Source organism: Chryseobacterium subflavum (genome assembly GCF_055762745.1).
On the sequence record NZ_JBVTMR010000001.1, the window covers coordinates 999,568 to 1,020,212 of the forward strand.

General features: G+C 39.4%; 1 protein-coding gene. It reads left to right on the forward strand.

The features are described from left to right. Window positions 1-10 precede the first annotated feature (10 nt). Window positions 11-20,545, forward strand: coding sequence for a non-ribosomal peptide synthetase (locus AC0INN_RS04295; RefSeq protein WP_273647756.1), 20,535 nt, complete (start codon window positions 11-13; stop codon window positions 20,543-20,545). Window positions 20,546-20,645: the final 100 nt, after the last annotated feature.

The following is a 20,645-nucleotide window of genomic DNA, read 5'->3' on the forward strand; positions in this document are numbered from 1 at the left end:
TTGACCAATTATGACTAAACAACACCAATTCAACAGTATATATAACGGAAAAGAATTTTTTTTAACGGACCATAAAGTGCTTGGAACAAAGGTACTGCCTGGGGTCACTTATCTTGAGATGGCCCGCGCAGCAGGAGAATATGTTGCCGGAAAGGACGTTACTCAACTCAGGGACATTAGTTGGCTACAACCCGTTAAGATAAGTGACGCACCCGTTCAGCTTTATATGAACGTCGTGGAGCAGGGAGATGGATTAACCTATGAAATCTTTAGCGGTGAAGCCGATACTCAATTGCACACCAAAGGTATTTTAGGGACAGCTGACCAGCAGTCTCCGGAAATAAGAGATATCAACCATCTTCGTGATCTTTTTAAAGATTCCGGAAGCCATAAAGAAGGTGCAGATTATTATAAAATAATGAATTCCATTGGGCTTGAATATGGGAAAACCTTTCAGGGGATCCAGGAAATTTTTTACAATGGAAAAGCAGCTTTATCAAGAATAGCTTTATCAGCGGCAGAAGGCTTTGTATGGACTCCGGGAATGATGGATAGTGCGCTGCAAACCTGTATGGGAATTAGCCTTGCGGATCAGAATCAACAATTGATGCTGCCCTTCAGTGTCCGAGAAATGAATATTTACCAGGCGCTTCCGGAAGAGATCTGGTGTTATGTCACCAAAAACAGATCCGGTAAACTGGCTAATAGCTATGATATTGAATTATTGAACAATTTCGGAGAACTGGTAATTCGTTTTTCTGAATTTGTTGTAGTACCTATGGAAAAGAATGCTAAAACAAATGATAGCGTTAATGTAATTCCAGAACTCCACTTATACAATTATAATTGGAAAGCTGAAGCTTTAGATGAGGTCAATGCAGGATTATCAAAAACTGAAACAGGTGATGCTCCATTGGTACTATTGGCAGGTGGATCTGCTGTATTGGCTGAGAAATTAAGCGAAAGATTGGAATGTGAAGTAAAAACAATTAACGAAGGAACACCAGAGTCTGTTTTTATCCAGGTTTTAGAAGAAATACAAAATAAAAAGTCTGCTCAACTGCAGATTCATTTTGTTTATCCTGTTGCAGACGAGCTTGAATATGGTTTCATTTCAGCGATGTTGAAAACAGCCGTACAGGAAAATCAAATTTTACAAGGGAAAACAATCGGTGTAGAAGGCCTTTCGATCAATGAACTGGATGAATTGACAGAGATTTTACAGGAAGAACAAAGAAACCATGAACCGGAAGTACGTTATCAATCCGGGCAAAGAGAAGTTAGAAGCTTAACAGGAATTTCTGATAAAAATCCGGGATTAAAAACAGAGATCAAAGAAAATGGAGTGTACCTGATCACAGGTGGAGCTGGCGGACTGGGATTGATCTTCGCAGATTATTTGAATACAATACCGGGAACACAATTAATTCTGACAGGCAGAAGCGAATTAAACCCTACACAACAGGAAAAAATTAAAGGATTTAGAAATGCACAGTACGAGCGTTGTAATGTTACGGATTTAAAGTCTGTTACAGATTTAATTAAAAAGATAAAAAATAACTATGGTCATCTGGATGGAGTGATTCACAGTGCAGGAACTACCCGGGATAGCTTAATTACCAAAAAAACTACATCAGAAATTCATGATGTCTTCTCTGCTAAAATTACCGGAGCTCAGCATATAGATCAGGCAACAAAAGATGAGCAACTTGATTTTATGATGTTTTGTTCATCATTAGCAGGTGTATTTGGAAATACAGGACAGGCAGATTACGCCGCTGCTAATGCCTGGTTGGATTATTTTGCCAACCACAGACAGAAAGAATGTAACCAAGGAAAAAGAACAGGCAAAACCTTAAGTATCAACTGGCCTTTATGGAAAGGAGGCGGAATGCAGATCGATGCAGACCAGGAAAAATATATGGCCAGCCATTTTGGATTGTGGTCAATGCCTACTTCTGATGGGATTTCCGCTTTTGAAACTTTGTTGAACAACATTTCATCGCAAGGCGTTGTGGTATATGGTGAAGAAGATAAGTTGAACTCATGGATGAATGGGTCTTCAGCTTCTAAGACCAGCCAAAAGAAAACGGGTGGAAATGATAAAGCATTGTATGCCGCGTCCATGATCTATTTAGGAGATGTAATGACGAAAGAACTCAGAATGAAGAATCATAAGCTGGAACCGGATACATCTTTTGAACAGTACGGAATCGATTCTATCATGATCACAAAACTGACCAATCGTCTGGAAAGCATCTTCTACAATATCCCACGGACCTTATTTTTTGAATGCCAAACATTAGCTGAAGTCACCGAGTTTTTCGTTGATGCTTACCCTGAAAAACTGATCGAGCTTACTGGTGTAAAAACAGTATTGCCAGAAGAAACTACTGTTATTTCCAAATCTATCAATGAGGGCGTTAAAAGCGATATAAGATCTGCTTTTCACGTTGTGGAAAAATCTACAAGCAGAAATTCATCGGTTGTTAATGAGCCTATTGCCATTATCGGACTTTCAGGGAAATATCCTCAGGCTAAAAATCTTTCAGAATTTTGGGATAACCTGAAATCAGGAAAAGACAGTATTACAGAAATCCCTGCAAACCGCTGGGATCTTACAGATTTTTATGACGAAGAAAAAGGAAAGGCAGGAAAAAGCTATAGCAAATGGGGCGGATTTATTGATGAAATAGATCATTTTGATCCCTTGTTTTTTAATATCTCTGTTCGTGAAGCAGAATTAATGGATCCACAGGCACGTCTTTTTCTTCAAACAGCCTGGGAAACATTTGAAGATGCAGGATATCCTAAAAAGAAACTGGAAGGAAGAAGAGATAAAGATGCTACCCAGCCGCAGGTAGGTGTGTATGTAGGGGTGATGTATGAAGAATATCCTTTATTTGGAGCTGAAGAAAATGCGAAAGGTAATTTCGTAAATCCTGGTGGAAGCATCAGCAGCATTGCGAACCGGGTATCTTACTTTTTCAATCTGAATGGGCCCAGTATGGCAGTAGATACCATGTGTTCTTCTTCTTTAACAGCAATACATCTTGCTTGCGAAAGCATCCAGAATGGTAATTGTACAATGGCTTTAGCCGGAGGAGTAAATATCAGTGTACATCCGAATAAATATCTGATGCTGAGCCAAGGGATGTTTGTCTCCAGTAAAGGCAGATGTGAAAGCTTTGGAGAAGGAGGAGAAGGTTATGTTCCAGGTGAAGGAGTGGGTGCTGTATTGCTAAAATCTTACAGTCAGGCATTAGCAGATGGAGATCGTATTTATGGTTTAATTAAAGGGACGGCTCTTAATCACGGAGGTAAAACCAACGGATATACTGTACCGAACCCAAAAGCACAGGCTTCCGTAATCAAAGCTGCCATGAAAAAGGCGGGTGTAAAGGCTGAAGATTTCAGCTATATCGAGGCGCACGGTACCGGAACAAGTCTTGGAGATCCTATTGAAATAGCAGGATTAAATAAAGCTTTTGAATCTAAAAACAAACAATTCTGCAGCATTGGCTCCGTAAAATCCAATATTGGGCATTGCGAATCAGCAGCAGGAATATCGGGATTAACCAAGGTTCTGTTACAAATGCAGCACCGCCAACTGGTACCTTCTCTGCACTCTACGATATTAAATCCTAACATAAAATTTGAAAATACACCATTTAAAGTTCAACAAGAACTTGAAGAATGGCCTGTTGTAAATAATAAACCAAGGCTTGCCGGAATCAGTGGATTTGGTGCAGGAGGAAGCAACGCACATCTGATCGTAGAGGAATATGTAAGTGAAAATGTTGCTTACAGACAGCAAATGCCATTGGTAATTGTATTATCAGCCAAAGACGAAGAGAGATTAAAAGTAATTGTTGAGAACCTCAAAAAGCATATTGAAAATCATTCCGAAATCAATCTTGATGATCTTGCCTACACGCTTCAAACGGGAAGAGAAGCAATGGAAGAAAGACTGGCTTTTATTGCAGAAGGTAGAGAAGACGTGCTTTCTCAGCTGTCTTGTTATCTGGAAAAGAATACACAGAATTTATACATTGGGAATATCCACAATGATCAACTGGGAATTTCTCTGGAAGGAAAGTCTGGGATGGCTTATCTGGAAAGCATCATCAGAGAAAAAGAGAGTCATTCTTTAGCTCAGTTATGGGTAAAAGGTGTGAATATTGACTGGAATCTGATTTACAATGATGCCAAACCATCTGTTATTAGTTTACCATCTTATCCTTTCGCGAATGAACGTTACTGGTTTCCAAAAGGAGACGGAGAATTAGTATTAAAAGCAGGTTCAAAACTTCACCCTTTATTGCATACTAATACTTCTAACCTTAGAGAACAGCAGTTTACCAGCATTTTTACAGGGAAAGAATTGTTTTTAACGGATCATCTGGTACATGATGTTAAGACATTACCGGGAGTTGCTTATCTGGAGTTGGCAAGAGAAGCAGGCGAGCAATCTTTACAGGCAAAAATTACAAAATTAAAAGAGGTTAGCTGGTTACATCCAATTCAGATCAACGATAAGGAGCAAACTGTTTTTACCAGTGTGTTTACTTCAGAGAATGAAATAGAATTTGAAGTCTATACCCAGGACGATGCCGAAGAGGTACATTGCAGAGGGATTTTATCTACTGATGAATTGTTCATTCCTGAACAGAAAAATATAAAAACAATCAAAGCAGGATTAGCCCATACAATAAGTGGAAGTGACTGTTATACTTTATTCCAGAAATCTGGATTAGGTTATGGTAAAAGTTTCCGTGGCATCCGGGAGATGTATTATGATGAAGACGAAGTTTTATCAAGAGTTTCCTTACCAAAGGATCGAGCTTTGGTTTTAACTCCGGGAGTTCTGGACAGTGCATTACAATCATGCATAGGAATGCAGCTGGCAAAAAGCACCAAAGAGATTTTATTGCCCTTTAGCGTAGCTGAAATAGAGTTGTATCAGGATTTAACAGATGAATTGTGGTGTCACATTAAGAAAAATAAAGCAGGGAAGAGAATTAGCAGCTATGACATTGATCTTTTGAATAATCAAGGACAGGTTGTTCTTCGTTTCAAAGAATTGGTATTGTTACCTGTGAATGGTTTTGTAGCCAATGATAGTGTTAATGATACCGAAATGGCTCCGAAAGGACTTAGCTTATTAGCTGATCATTGGAAGTATCAGCCAGAACCTGTACAATCTCTTAGAGATACAATGCCGATCATCATATTGGCAGGAGGATCCGGGACCATGGCCGATGATCTTTACAATCATTTCTCATTAACGGTTACGGCCATTAATACAGTAAAAGAGGAAGATTTCTTTATGGATATGCTTTCTCTGGCAAAAACAGTAATGCCTCATAAAAAGGCAACTCATATTGTCGTTGCTTGTAGTCAGGATCAGTATTATCAGTATGGTTTTATTACTGGTTTACTAAAAACGTTAACCCAGGAAAATCCTAGAATTACGGGAAAACTGATCAGCATAGAAGATCAGGCATTTCAAAATCTTGAAGAATTGGGTGGTATTTTGATGAATGAAAAACAGAATCCAGACCATGAAGTGCGTTATTCAGCAGGAAAACGCGAGGTAAGATCAATGGAAAATAGGTTGATTGATTCTTCCACAGCTCCCGTTCACATCAAGTCAGACGGAGTATATCTGATTACTGGCGGGGCTGGTGGATTAGGGTTGATCTTTGCGCAATATCTTAATAAAACAGAAGGAGCAACAATAATTTTAACGGGCAGAAGTCCACAGTTGAATCCTTCTCAACAAAAAGCTGTTGATCAATTAGATAATGCATTGTATTATCCTTGTGACATCAGTGATGAGTCAGCAGTCAATGATCTTATTCAAAATATCATTGAAAAACATACGAAACTTGACGGTGTTATTCATAGTGCGGGAGTGATCCGTGACAGTATGATCCTTCAGAAAACAAAAAAGGAAGTAAAAGAAGTCTTTGCGGCTAAAATAAAAGGAACCAGAAATCTGGATATGGCAACGAAAGACCTTCCGTTAGAGTTTATGATCACTTGCTCTTCCGTAGCGGGGGTCAATGGAAACGCCGGACAGTCTGATTATGCTTCAGCGAACACCTGGATGGATAATTATGCCCATTACAGGGAAAGCGAACGTATGAATGGCAGACGTTATGGAAAGACTTTAAGCATTAACTGGCCACTCTGGAAAGAAGGCGGAATGCAAATCAGTGCTGAAGCTGAAATCTATATGATGCAACACTTTGGTTTGGCACCGATGCCAACTGATGTGGGTATTAAGGCATTTGAAAGCTTAATGAATAGTGGAATTACCCAGGGAATGGTACTGTTTGGAGATACTAAAGAGGAGAAGGTTTTGGTGGAGAAACCAGAAGAAATATCCTATTCACCAACAGAAACTTCTGTCAATAATGATAGTCTTTACAATGCGTCCATAATCTATCTGCGTGGCCTTCTGGCAAAAGAGTTGAGAATGCCTGAAGAAAAATTAAAGGCTGAAGTTCCTTTTGAGCAGTACGGAATTGATTCCGTATTGGTGATCAGGCTTTCTAATTGCCTGCAGGACGTATTTGGTAAGTTACCCCGTACCTTATTCTTTGAATACCTGACCCTGAAAGAGCTTTGTGGCTACTTTATGGAAGCTCATCGTTCATTACTTTTAGAATTAACAGGATTGGCTGTAGTAAAAGCTTCGGCACCTTTGACAAAAGAAGTTATAAAAACTGAGAGACCTGTTGATGTTCAAAACAGACGCCAGCGTTTTTCAATGGTACAACAACAATCTGGGAATAAAAACATCAACGAAGATATTGCCATTATCGGTATCAGCGGACGTTATCCGGATGCCAATAACCTGGAAGAATTCTGGGAGAATCTTAAAATCGGAAAAGACTGTATCACACAGGTTCCGGCGGACCGTTGGAATGCAGATGAAATGTATCATGAAGAAAAAGGTCGCCCTGGAAAAAGCTACAGCAAATGGGGTGGGTTTATGAATGACATTGATAAGTTTGATCCCTTATTTTTCAGTATCTCACCAAGAGAAGCAGAATTGATGGATCCTCAGGAACGTCTTTTCCTGCAGACCGTATGGGAAACGATAGAAGATGCGGGATACACCCGTGACAGTATACGTTCAGAAGATGCCAAAACCGGAATTGCTAAGAAAATCGGAGTCTATGCCGGAGTAATGTATGAAGAATACCAGTTATTTGGTGCTGAGGAAAGAATGAAAGGGAATTTTGTAACGCCGGCCGGTATAGCAAGCAGTATTGCCAACAGAATTTCATACTTCTTTAATTTCAATGGTCCGAGTATGGCCGTTGATACGATGTGCTCTTCTTCCTTAACGGCTATTCATTTAGCATGTAATGATCTGATTGTTGGAAATACCGATGTGGCTGTTGCCGGAGGAGTAAACATTAGCGTACATCCAAATAAATATCTGATGCTGAGCCAGGGACGTTTTGTGTCTGGTGCAGGCCGTTGTGAAAGCTTTGGTATGGGTGGAGATGGATATGTACCTGGAGAAGGTGTTGGAGCGGTATTATTAAAGCGTGTAAGCGAAGCGATTAAAGATGGTGACCATATTTATGGTTTAATTAAAGGAACCGCATTAAATCACGGCGGTAAAACGAATGGATATACCGTTCCAAATCCAAAAGCTCAGGCTGCAGTAATTAAAGCTGCGATCGAGAAAAGTGGAGTTAAGGCAAGTGATTTAAGCTATGTAGAAGCCCATGGGACAGGAACTAGTCTTGGAGATCCGATCGAAATAGCAGGACTGAACAGAGCATTTGAAACTACAGAAAAACAGTTTTGCAGCATCGGTTCTGTCAAATCCAATATCGGACATTGTGAATCGGCAGCAGGAATTTCAGGATTAACCAAAGTGATCTTACAGCTTAAGCATCAGCAGTTGGTACCTTCATTACATTCCGCTGTTCTAAATCCGGATATTGATTTTGAAAACAGTCCTTTTAAAGTACAGCAACAACTTGAAGAATGGCCAACAAATGAAGGGAAACCTCGTATCGCCGGGATCAGTGGATTTGGCGCAGGAGGAAGCAATGCTCATATCATCATTGAAGAATATGCAGCTTTATCAGCCAGGAAATTGGACTATAAAATGCCTGTGATCATTGCATTGTCTGCAAAACATGCCAGCAGAATTGCCATCCAGGTGGAGAATCTGAAAAATTTCTTAGAAAAAAACAGTCAGGCAGATTTATATGATGTTGCCTATACCTTACAGATAGGTAGAGAGGAAATGGAGGAAAGGCTGGCATTCATTGCGACTGATAAAGAAGATCTGATGGTTCAGTTAAGCGATTATCTGGATCAAAAAACAATGAATCCAATCAGAGGAAATATTCGTAAAAAAGATGAAAACTACATCCAGCACACAAAAGATTTGCTTTCTATAGCAATGGCTTGGGTGAATGGAGTGGATACAGACTGGAATTCTCTTTATCCTAAAGGATTTCCTTCAAGAATCAGTTTGCCGGCTTATCCATTTATAAAAGATCGATACTGGATTCCTATCGTTAACGACGGAATTGTACAATATGGTCAGAATAATCTGCACCCATTATTGCACAGCAATGATTCTGACCTGAATGAGCAGAAATTTATCAGCACCTATACGGGAGAAGAAGATTTCTTAACACAGTGTGAGATCACCAATTATAAAGAACTGCCATCTTCTGCCTTATTAGAACTCGCAAGAGAAGCGGGAGAAAGAAGTTTACGTCAGCGTATTACCCAATTGAAGAATGTGTCATGGGTTGATCCGATAAGAGTAAACGGAGTTCCTGCCAATGTTCAGATCAACCTCTTTAACGCAGGAAATGAAATCGGGTATGAAATCTACACAAAACATAAAGAAAATAAGCCACAGCTTAATGGTCAGGGCTTACTGAATACGGAATTTCAACAGCCCCATGATCAAAAGAATATTGAAGATTTAATACAATACTATCAGTATTCTCTTGAAAAAGAGGCACTTTACAGCTTGTTTGCAAAAGCAGGTAAGACTTATGCAGCTGACTTTCAGGGAGTGGAAATATTGTATTTCGATAAACTTGATGCACTGGCAAAAATCGTATTACCGGTTACTGATGAATTTATTCTTTCTCCGGGAGTATTGGATAATATCGTACAAACCAGTACGGGTTGGCTGTTAAGTCAGGGAGAACAATCTCTTTATCAGCCTTCAGATGCTGCTGAAATAACCATTTTTGGAACATTACCTTCAGTGATCTGGTGCCATGCAACATTTGAGAAAAAGCAAAGTGGAACTTTCTGTTGCCAAATGGATATTATGGATGAAGAGGGAACTGTTTTACTGCATTTCAGGGATTTGGTATTGTCACCTCAGGTTACCTTTCAAAGCACTTCGGGCAAAGCTTCATCCATTGCTCACAAACCTATGTGGGACAGGATAATTACCCAGCCGGAAGCTTCAGTTTTAATTGAAGGAAAACAGATCCTTGTTACCGGAGGTTCAGATCCGGTATTTGGTGAAGAACTTGGAAAATGGCTAATGAATCAAGGTGCGGAGGTGACCACTACAGAAACTTTAGATGCAATTCCTGATGATGTAGCAGGTGTTTATCTTTTACAGGGATTAACTGAAATAGGTGATGATGCATTAATGGATGATCATTCTGCAAGAGAATTGGCCGTATTTACTAGCATAAAACAATTATTAGATGCGGGAATCAAAGACTTGAAACTTACCGTATTCACTTCTAATACACAGAAAGTTTTGCCGGATAGTAAGATAACTTCTGCAGGAAGTGGTATGATAGGAATGACAGGAGCCTTGATAAAAGAACAGCCTCAATGGTCAGTTAACCGGATTGATCTGGATGTATCTGCATTGAAAAATCCTGCGGAAATTAATTGGACAGATCTATTTACAATCAGTCTTGATAATAAAGAAAATGCAGTTACTGCTTTGAGAAACGGGCATTATTACAGACAACATTTGTATCCTATTGTATTACCTGAAGTAAATTCTTCAACGTTTAGAAACGGAGGAACTTATGTATTGCTAGGGGGTGCAGGAGGATTAGGAAAAGCAACTACAGAATACCTGGTAAAGAACTATCAGGCGAAGATCATCTGGTTGGGAAGAAGAGTCGCTGATGAAGCAATTATGATGGCTCAGGAAGAAATTGCCAAACTGGGACAAAAACCTGAATACTACTCATGTGATGCTACTGATCCAAAACAGGTTGAAAAAGCTTATAAATTAATTAAAGAAAATCACAGCGAGGTTCACGGTCTGTTTCACTCAGCAATTGTTTTGCATGATATGCTTTTGAAAAATATGACTGAAGATGATTTTAAAAAAGCGTTCATGCCTAAATCTCTGTCCAGCCAGAATTTAGTATATATATTCAAAAACGAACCTCTTGATTTTATCTGTTTCTATTCCTCAGCACAATCTTTGGTACATGCTCCGGGACAAGCTAATTATGCGTCAGGGTGTTCTTTTAAAGATAGTTATGCGCTTAATGTAAACCACCTGTTGAATATCCCTGTTAGGATCATCAATTGGGGATATTGGGGCGAGATCGGTATTGTAGCGGCAGATGGTTATAAAGAAAAAATGAAGCAGGCAGGTATTGAAAGCATAGAGACGGAAGAGGGAATGCACTTGCTTGAAACCGTGTTAAACAACAATGAACAACAGATCGTTGCTTTGAAACTCTCTGCTGCAACGGCTGCTGCTATGCCTACCATGCATCATGAGAAGGAGATTTCACAAGTCAGATCCAGTTCCGTATTACAAATGGAAGAAGCGGATGCTCTTATTTATCCAAAAGCAGATGAGCAGGATCAGATATTTGAAATGCTTTGCTGTAAAGGAATCTTGAAAGTATTACTTCAACTTGGACTGGAAGAAAAGCAGACTACGGGTCAAACAATCAGTAGTTTAAGATCTCAACTTTCCATTAATGATAAATATGAACAGTTATTTTTTGTTTTGATTCATTTATTGGAGACAAAAGGATATGTAACCGTAAAAGACACTCAGATTTTTGTGGCTGAAGAAACAAAAGACGCTCTTAATGATTTTGATTTCGAACAGCAGATGAGTGAGCTTGTGATGAAGGGACAGGAATACCGTCCTCATGGAACACTGCTTAAGATTTGTCTGGAGTCCTTCATAGAAATCATAACAGGAAAGATACAGGCTACTTCAGTGATGTTTCCCGGAGGAAGCATGGACTATGTAAGCGGTATTTATAAAGGAAATGCGCAATCCGATTACTTCAACGATTTGTTGACCGGGATCATCAAAAATAGTGTTGCTGCCAGTATTCCTTATTTGAAACCGGGTGAAAAGATCAGAATATTAGAAGTAGGAGCAGGAACAGGAGGAACAAGCCAATTTGTTTTCAGAGCATTGGAACCTTATAAAGACCATCTTTTCTACTTATACACGGACCTTTCACACAGTTTCCTTCATTATGCAGAGCAACAGTTTAAAACAATGGCACCGTATCTGGAAACAGCTATTTTGAATATAGAATCGGATCCTTCCGATCAGCAGATAGAACTAGGCAGTTATGATATCGTGATTGGTGCTAACGTAGTGCATGCCACTAAAAACATGGCCGTAACCCTGAATAATATCAAAGCTTTATTAAAACAGGATGGCCTACTGATCATGAATGAAATAGCACGCACAGAAATATTTACCACATTAACTTTCGGATTATTAGACGGATGGTGGCTGTATGAAGACCGCGGAATACGATTAAACGGAAGTCCTGGACTATCATCAGAAAGCTGGCAAAATGTGTTGAAAGAAACGGGTTATCTTCAAGCAATAAGCTATCCTCAGGGAGAAGTCCTTTCACAACAGATCATTTGTGCTACCAGCGATGGAAAGATCATTTCCGAAATAAAACAACCAGAAAAAAAACATGAAATCAAAATGGTGCCTCCTGTTATACAACAGACTACAGCAGCACCAAAACAGAAAATGCCTGTTATGAAAAAAACAATAGATAATAATAGCCTGATCCAACAGCTGACCAAAATAGCTGCCGATTTAATCAAACTTCCACCAGGCGATTTTGATATAGAATGCCAGTTTATGGATTATGGTTTTGATTCCATCCTGAGTATGGAACTCATCAAAAATATCAATGAAAAACTGAAGGTGGATCTGAAATCTACAGATATTTTCAGCTATGGAACCATCCAGCAGCTTGCTGAGCATTTAATGCAGAACTTTAGCGAAGCATTACAAGTTGAAGTGGCTGTTGAAACTTCAGTTCAAGCTTCAGTTCGTGAAGTGGAAACACCTTTGAAAACAAGATTTACTGCCCCTGTTAAAGCTCAGGAACCAGTATATCGCCATGAAAATGATATCGCCATCATTGGGATGAGCGGACAGTTTGGAGCTGCCAACGATCTGGATGCATTTTGGGAAGTTTTGAAAAATGGAAAAAGTCTGATCGGTGATGTACCTGCAGACAGATGGCAGGGATATACTCACAATGAAGGACCAAAATGGACAGGCAGTTTTTTACGGGATATTGATAAATTCGACCCTGTTTTCTTTAAGATTTCAGGAAATGAGGCCGAAATGATGGATCCGCAACAGCGTTTGTTCCTGGAGCATTGCTGGAAAGCCATTGAAGATGCAGCGATTAATCCGAAAAGTTTAAAAGGCAGCAAGTGTGGAGTATATGCAGGAGTGGCTCCAAGTGATTACAATATCCGGGAATGTGAGGAAGCTTCAGTAATGTGGGGGAATTCCAGCGCCGTATTAGCAGCAAGAATATCTTACTTCTTAGATCTGAAGGGACCTGCAATTTCTGTGGATACAGCGTGCTCAAGTTCTCTTTTGGCGATGGATATGGGGTGCAGCAGCTTACAAAAAGGAGAAACCGACCTGATTATTGCGGGTGGAATCAATATCATGACAACGCCTGGTTTTTATTCTCTGGCCAGCAGAGCCGGAATGATGTCTTCCACAGGACAATGCCATACTTTTGATAAAAAAGCGGATGGATTTGTTCCGGGTGAAGGGGTAGGAGTTGTGATCATGAAACGTCTTGCGGACGCAGAACGAGATGGAGACAGAATTTATGGAGTGATCAAAGCCAGCTTAACCAATCAGGATGGAGCTTCCAATGGAATTACAGCACCAAGTGTTCTGGCACAACAGGAACTTGAAAAGGAAGTCTATAAAAAGTTCAATATCAATCCTGAGACCATCAGCTATGTAGAAGCACATGGTACAGGAACCAGTCTGGGAGATCCTATTGAGTTGGATGCCTTGACGAATGCTTTCAGAAAGTATACAGAAAAAACACAGTATTGCAGAATCGGAAGCGTTAAAACCAATATTGGTCATACATTAGTTGCTGCAGGAGTAGCAGGTGTTCTGAAGATCATGCTTTCTTTAAAACATAAACAATTGGTACCCACCTTGAATTTTGAAGAATGCAATCCTTTAATTGATCTTGTCAATAGCCCTTTCCAGGTAGGAAGTGAATTAACTGATTGGAAAACAGAAAATCAGGCACCAAGAAGAGCGGCCATCAGCAGTTTTGGTTTTAGTGGAACGAACGTACATATGGTCATTGAAGAGTATCCGGAAAATAAAGTGTCATCAATTTCTACCGAACCGGCATTGATCATTATTTCTGCAAAAAATGCAGAAAGACTTAAAAATCAGGTTAGTAAATTGCTGTCTTGGTTAGAAAGAAATCCACGAACTAATATTCAGGATATAGCTTATACCCTGCAAGTCGGAAGAGAACCGATGGAAGAACGTTTTGCTCTACTTGCTGCAGACCAGGCCGATCTGATGCTTCAGTTGGATGGATTCCTGAAAGGGAATACTGAAAACCTGATGATCGGAAACATCAAAAAGGATAAAGCAGACTTTTTACTGGAAGGCGGAGCTGGTAAGGCATATATTGACTATGCTATTGCCCATGGTGAGATCAAATCGTTAGCAGTGTTATGGACAAAAGGAATAACCATCAACTGGGATTTATTGTACCAGGAACAACGTCCGAATAAAATCAGTCTTCCTACATATGCTTTTGCCCGTCAGAGTTACTGGATTCCGGAGGTTAAATCTACTGTCAACCGTCAGCAAACAAGTTATCTGCATCCACTGATCCACCGTAATACCTCAACAGTTAAATCTTTCCAGTTCTCCAGTACTTTTACAGGAAACGAAGAATTTTTAAGTGATCATAAAATACAGAATGAGATTATATTACCGGGTGTAGCTTACCTTGAAATGGCAAGAATTTCAGGAACCGAGCTTTTATCAGAAAAGATAACCGTTCTTAAAAATATCGCATGGATGAGTCCTGTACGTGTCAATGGAAAGGCAGAAGAGGTGCATATTCGTTTGAAAAGCATTAATGAAGAACTTAGTTATGAAATCTATTCATTGAATGGACAAGAGCAGCTTCATAGCCAGGGTCGTATTTCAACGCAATCTTTGCCAGTGAAGAGTTCATTTGATCTTACATCTATTCAAAACAGAATGTCAGAGAGTGTGGACCGAGCAACATGTTATGATATTTTCAGACAGATGGGACTTCAATACGGAAATAGTTTCATGGGAATTGAGCATATGTATTACTCATCCTCAGAAGCATTGTCGAAGATTACATTACCAAAATTACAAGGATTCAGTGTTTCTCCGGGTCTTTTGGATAGTGCATTGCAAACCTGTATGGGAATGGGCTTTATCGATAAAAAACCGGTTACTCAGCTTCCATTTAGTGTTAAAGAAGTTGTATTCTATGAAGAACTGCCTCTTAATATCTGGAGTTATGCCAGAAAAAGCAAAGCCAATCAGGGAAATGGAGCTGTAATTACCTATGATGTAGATATTCTGGATGATCATGGAAAAGTATTGATGAGTTTCCATGATTTTGTTACCCTTCCGGTAGATGGAACTGAGAAAACAGAATGGTCGGATGCTGCAACAGATGCCTGCATATTTACGATGAATTGGGAAGAATGTGCTGCAGAAAGCTTTGCCGGACATGATAACGAAGCGATTCCAATGGTCTTGTTGGTAGACAGCCCGGCACAACTTGCGGAAAATCTTAAAACAGAATTGGGAATTGAAACCACAACGATCGATGGGGCAGTTGCCGAAGATTACCTGATTGATGTGATGTCTGTAATTAAAAAAAGAGCATTAGAGAAAAATACGTCCCATTTACTGATCGTTTGCTGTATTGCAGATTATCTGGATTACGGCTTTATATCGGGGCTGCTTAAAACAGCAAGTCTTGAAAATCCGGGAATCACAGGGAAGATCATCAGTGTGGAGCGACTTTCTGTAAAAGATGCACCGGAACTGACCTCAATTTTACAGACAGAACTAGGTACTGCCGATGCAGAGATCCGTTATGAGTCCGGGCTTAGAAAAGTGAAAAAAATTAACGAAATTAATATTTCGGATAATGACGGATTAAAAATTAAAGAAAACGGAGTGTATCTGATCGTAGGGGGAGCAGGAGGAATAGGCAGATTATTCGCTACCCACATCAACAAAATACCAAAAACGAAAGTAATCTTAACAGGTAGAGGTCAGCTAGATGAAGAAAAAGAAGCTTTCATTGCGGGTCTTGCTCATGGAGATTACTTCAGTTGTGATGTGAATAATAAAGAAGAGGTTGTGAGTTTACTGGATCAGATTAAAGAAAAATACCACCGAATAGATGGAATCATCCACAGTGCAGGGGTAACCCAGGACAGTTTGATCGTCAATAAAATTCCTGATGAAGTTGAAAAAGTTTTTGCTGCTAAAGTAAATGGCGTTAAGAACATTGACGAAGCCACCAAAGATGAAGCTCTTGATTTTATGGTGCTGTTTTCCGGATTAGCCGCCATCACAGGAAATGCAGGCCAGGCAGATTATGCAGCCGCTAATGTCTATCTGGATAATTATGCCGTGTACAGGGAATCTGAGCGCAATAAAGGGAAACGACAAGGGAAAACGATCAGCATCAATTGGCCATTCTGGAAAGAAGGTGGAATGGTAATGGACGAGACCAATCAGGAATATTTAGACAAACAATATGGATTGTCTCCTTTACCTAAGTCGGTTGGAATTAACATTTTTGATCAATTATTAGGCAGTAATTACACCCAGGGAATCGTAACCTATGGAAAAGTTGATAAAATACGATCTCAATTACTGAACAGATTAGTAGTAAAACAGAAACAGGTACAAGCGCATGCTATGCCTAAAAGTGCTGAATTACAGGATAAGGTCGCATCAAAATTATTGGAGATCACGGCTCAGCTGTTGAAATTATCCGAAAGCGATATTGAAAGGGATGAAAAACTGAGTGATTACGGATTTGACTCCATTTTACTGATCAAGTATTCTAATGAACTCAATGATTTCTATGATACGGACCTGACTCCTGCTGTTTTCTATAATTATCCAACGATCAATGATCTGGCTGATTTCCTTCTCGAAGAATATCAGGAGAAAATAACAGCCGTTCATCAGCCTGAAGCATTATCGGATAGTACCATCAATGATGTAGAAGAAATTCAGGAGGAAGAATCACCAAGATATCCGCTTTCAGAAGGTCAGAAAGGACTTTGGTTTATACAGCAACTGGAACCTGAAAATACAAATTATAATGTTCCTGTATCGTTTATTATTCCGGGAACCATCGATTATAATGTCATGAAAAAAGCATTTCAGCTAACGCTTGATGAATATCCGGTTCTTAAGTCCCGTTTTCTTACTGATGAAACCGGAGAGATTTATAATCAAATTCAAAATGTATCAGAAGTTGAAGTGGATGATCAAGAGCTTGCTGAAGGTCAGAACATCAATGAAGTTTCATGGAATCTGGTAAGAAAACCATTCAATCTGGAGATAGAATTACCGGTAAGATTATATGTCAGAAGAGACCTTGCAGCCCATAATAATTATATTCTATTGGTATTTCATCATATCATTTTTGATGGAATGTCAAGCTCTGTGTTTATAGCTTCTCTTTTTGAAAAATGCCAAAAACTTTTAGACGGAGAAAAAATAGTGGCTAAAGAACCTGATTTTGCCTATTTCAGTTACGTAGAATGGGAAAAGAATTTCATTCTAAGTAAGAAAGGAGAGAAAAGTCTGGCGTATTGGAAAAAGAATTTATCTGGGACACTACCCATAATTAATTTGCCTTACGATTTGTACAAGCAGAACAGTACCAAAACAACTACGATTGGTATTGAAAGAATAAAGCTTGTGGAGGAGAAAGTAGATCAGCTCAAAGAATTAGGCAAAAAGCTGAAAGTCAATCTTTCTGTCTTATTCTCAGGGATCTATGCAATGTTACTTCATAAGTTGACCACAGAGGAAGACCTATTGATCTTGATGCCGACTGCAGGACGTCCTAAAAAGGAGTATGAAAACAGTATTGGTTATTATGTCAATATGATGATATTGCGTAACAGAGTGTCTGGAAACCAGACTTTTGCAGAGTTGGTGAAAAATATTCAAAAAGGAATGATAAATGGAATGTCTCATGCAGCTTATCCTTTGCCTAAATTATTATCAGATCTGAATTTAGACCGTTTCGGTAATAGAGAAACACCATTCAAAGTATCATTCATTTATCAGAACATCTTTGATGAAATATTAACGGGAGGTGGTTCAGGTATTGAAATTTATGATGAAGTATATCAGGAAACGGCTCACGTGTATTCTTTGGAAATACAGGATCTGAGAAAAGAAATCATTGTAAGCCTGAAATATGATCAGGATGTATTCAGTCCGGAGCTGATACAACAACATATGGGATATTTCATGGAGCTAATGAATGGTGTTCTGGAAAATACAGCAAGACAGATAAAAACGTATGAAGTTCTATCCAAAGAAGAAATCAATTACTTCCTTTACGAAAGAAATGACACAGCGGTTGAATATCCGAAACATAAAACATTATCTGATCTTTTCGAAGAGCAGGTCCTTAAAACCCCTGATCAAATTGCAGTAGTGCACGATGGGAGACGAATTACGTATGCTGAATTAAATGAAATGGCGAATCGTTTAGCGGGAGAACTTGTAAAATCAGGTCTTCCGGCTAATGCTCCTGTTGCGATGGTTTCCCATAAAAGCTTAGAGCAGGTTTGGGGCGTATTGGGAATTCTGAAAGCTGGTGGACATTATATTCCTGTTAAAGGCAGCCTGCCTGAAAACAGGATGAATGAATTGATTAAACAGACGGAATCCACTATCGTTTTGGTACAACCGGATTATATGGATAAGGTAAGCTTCTCTGAGGAAGTGAAAATAATCCTTCTGGAAGAAAGGACTTTCGCCGAAGAATCAGCGGATCATGAAACTGTAAAAGTTCCGGATACAGAACTGGCTTATATCATTTTTACTTCAGGATCTACCGGAAAACCGAAAGGGGTAATGATCGATCATCGTGGGGCTGTCAATACCTTGTATGATATGAATGCAAGATTTGGCATTACTTCAGATGATAAGGTATTTGGAATATCCGATCTCAACTTTGACCTTTCTGTTTACGATATATTCGGAACATTTGCCTGTGGAGCAACATTGATCCTACCTCTGGAAACAGAAGGATTGAATCCCGATATCTGGCTTCGTTATGTGAAAGAAGAACAGGTGACTGTTTGGAATTCAGTACCTCAGATCGTGAATTTGTTGATAGAAAGACAGGAAGATACTTCTGAAATGCATCTTTCCAGCTTAAGAATGTACTGGATGAGTGGAGACTGGATTCCTTTGGATGTACCGGGCAGAATAAAAAAGATCAATCCGGACAGTGCTGTGATCAGCCTTGGTGGAGCAACAGAAGGTTCTATATGGTCTATTCATTATCCGATCGGTGAAATCAATCCGTCATGGAAGAGTATTCCTTACGGGTATCCTTTAGGTAATCAGGAAATGTATGTTTTAGATATCAACCTTTCTCCTTGCCCAGTGAATGTTCCCGGAGATATTTATATCGGCGGAATTGGGGTAGCTAAAGGCTATCACCAGGATCCAGAAAAAACAGCTGCCAGTTTTATTGAACATCCCGGAATGCAGAAACAATTATATCGTACCGGAGACATTGGCTGTCAGCATCCTGACGGATTTATTGTATTCCTTGGAAGACAGGACGGACAGGTTAAGATCAATGGATTCAGAGTTGAGTTAGGAGAGGTGGAAACCATTTTGCAGTTATCTCCGCTCGTAAAACAAGGCTTGGTTCTAACGGTAGAAGATGATAACAGAAATAAAAGACTGGTTGCATATGTCGTAGCAAATGATGTTTTTGACAAAGAAGAAATGCAAAAGCATTTAAGAGCTCATCTGCCTGAATATATGGTTCCTTCCATATTCATTGAAATAGATAAAATTCCGTTGTCTTCTAATGGTAAGGTTGATCGGAAAGCTTTGCCAAGCGTTGATCCAAATGATATTAATCAAAGTGAGTTTACAGCACCATCGGATGAAACAGAACATAAGCTGGCGGAGATATGGATCAGGCTATTAAAATTAAATAGGGTAGGTATTCATGATGATTTTTTCGATGTGGGTGGAAACTCATTAACGATGATTCAGTTAGCCCATAAGATCAATACTGCATTTGATAAAGACATTCAGCTGATCCACATCATGAAGAATCCAACGATTGCAGGAATTAAAATACTGATCAATGGTAATGAAGAGTCCTGTGAAGAATCTGTTTTAACATTAAGAGAAGGAAATATGGAAGAAGTAACTTTTGTTATTCCAGGTGCGCTTGGGTCAACAGAAGGTTACTTTACCCTGGCAGGTAATTTACCTGGGGAAGGAGCTGTTTATGGACTGCAGATGAAGGGGATCACAGCGGATGAAGCTCCTAATACAAGTATTGAAACAATGGCATCTTATAACCTGGAACAGATTAAACAGACGGGAGTCATTGGAGGTATCAATTTATTGGCACACAGTTATGGTGGTATTGTAATCTATGAGATGATCAGACAGGCGAAGGAATTGGCCATCGAAATCGACAAGGTTATCTTCCTGGATTGCTTCACAGATCCGCTTTCTTCTTTCAATTCCTTAGAGGAAGCTCAAAAATTGGGAACTTATTTCAGATCACTGATCCAATTCAGTCAGCCATGGTTGAGTGACGATGCCGTAGAAGAGCTTGTGAAACAACTGCCGCAAGAGGATTATATGCCATTTATCTGTGATACAGTCCATACACTTCCAGCTAAAACAGTAGCCAGAATGTGGGAGGTATTCCGGGCCTCTATTTCAGCGGTTTACAAGATGGAAGAAAAGCTGGATCAAACTTTAATTTTCGTAGAGGCAGATAATACGAAACTTTCAGGCGAAGATTGGGGAGATCAGGGAGCTGCTGCAGGCTGGGATCAATATTTCAGCGATGTGCAGATCATCCCTACAGAGGCCAATCACTTTACCATTGTGAATACACCATATTGTACAGAATGGTTAACTAAAATAAATACCGAAGAAAATATAAAACAGACACTTTAATAATCACAATAAACACACAATAAGACATATGAAACACCCATGCCAAAAATTATTTTAACACACAAGAAAATGATTATGGGTGTTCCATATGACCATAAAA

Coding starts and splice junctions, on each gene's coding strand:
- AC0INN_RS04295 (WP_273647756.1), top strand. CDS start 11: ATGACTAAACAACACCAATTCAACAGTATATATAACGGAAAAGAATTT.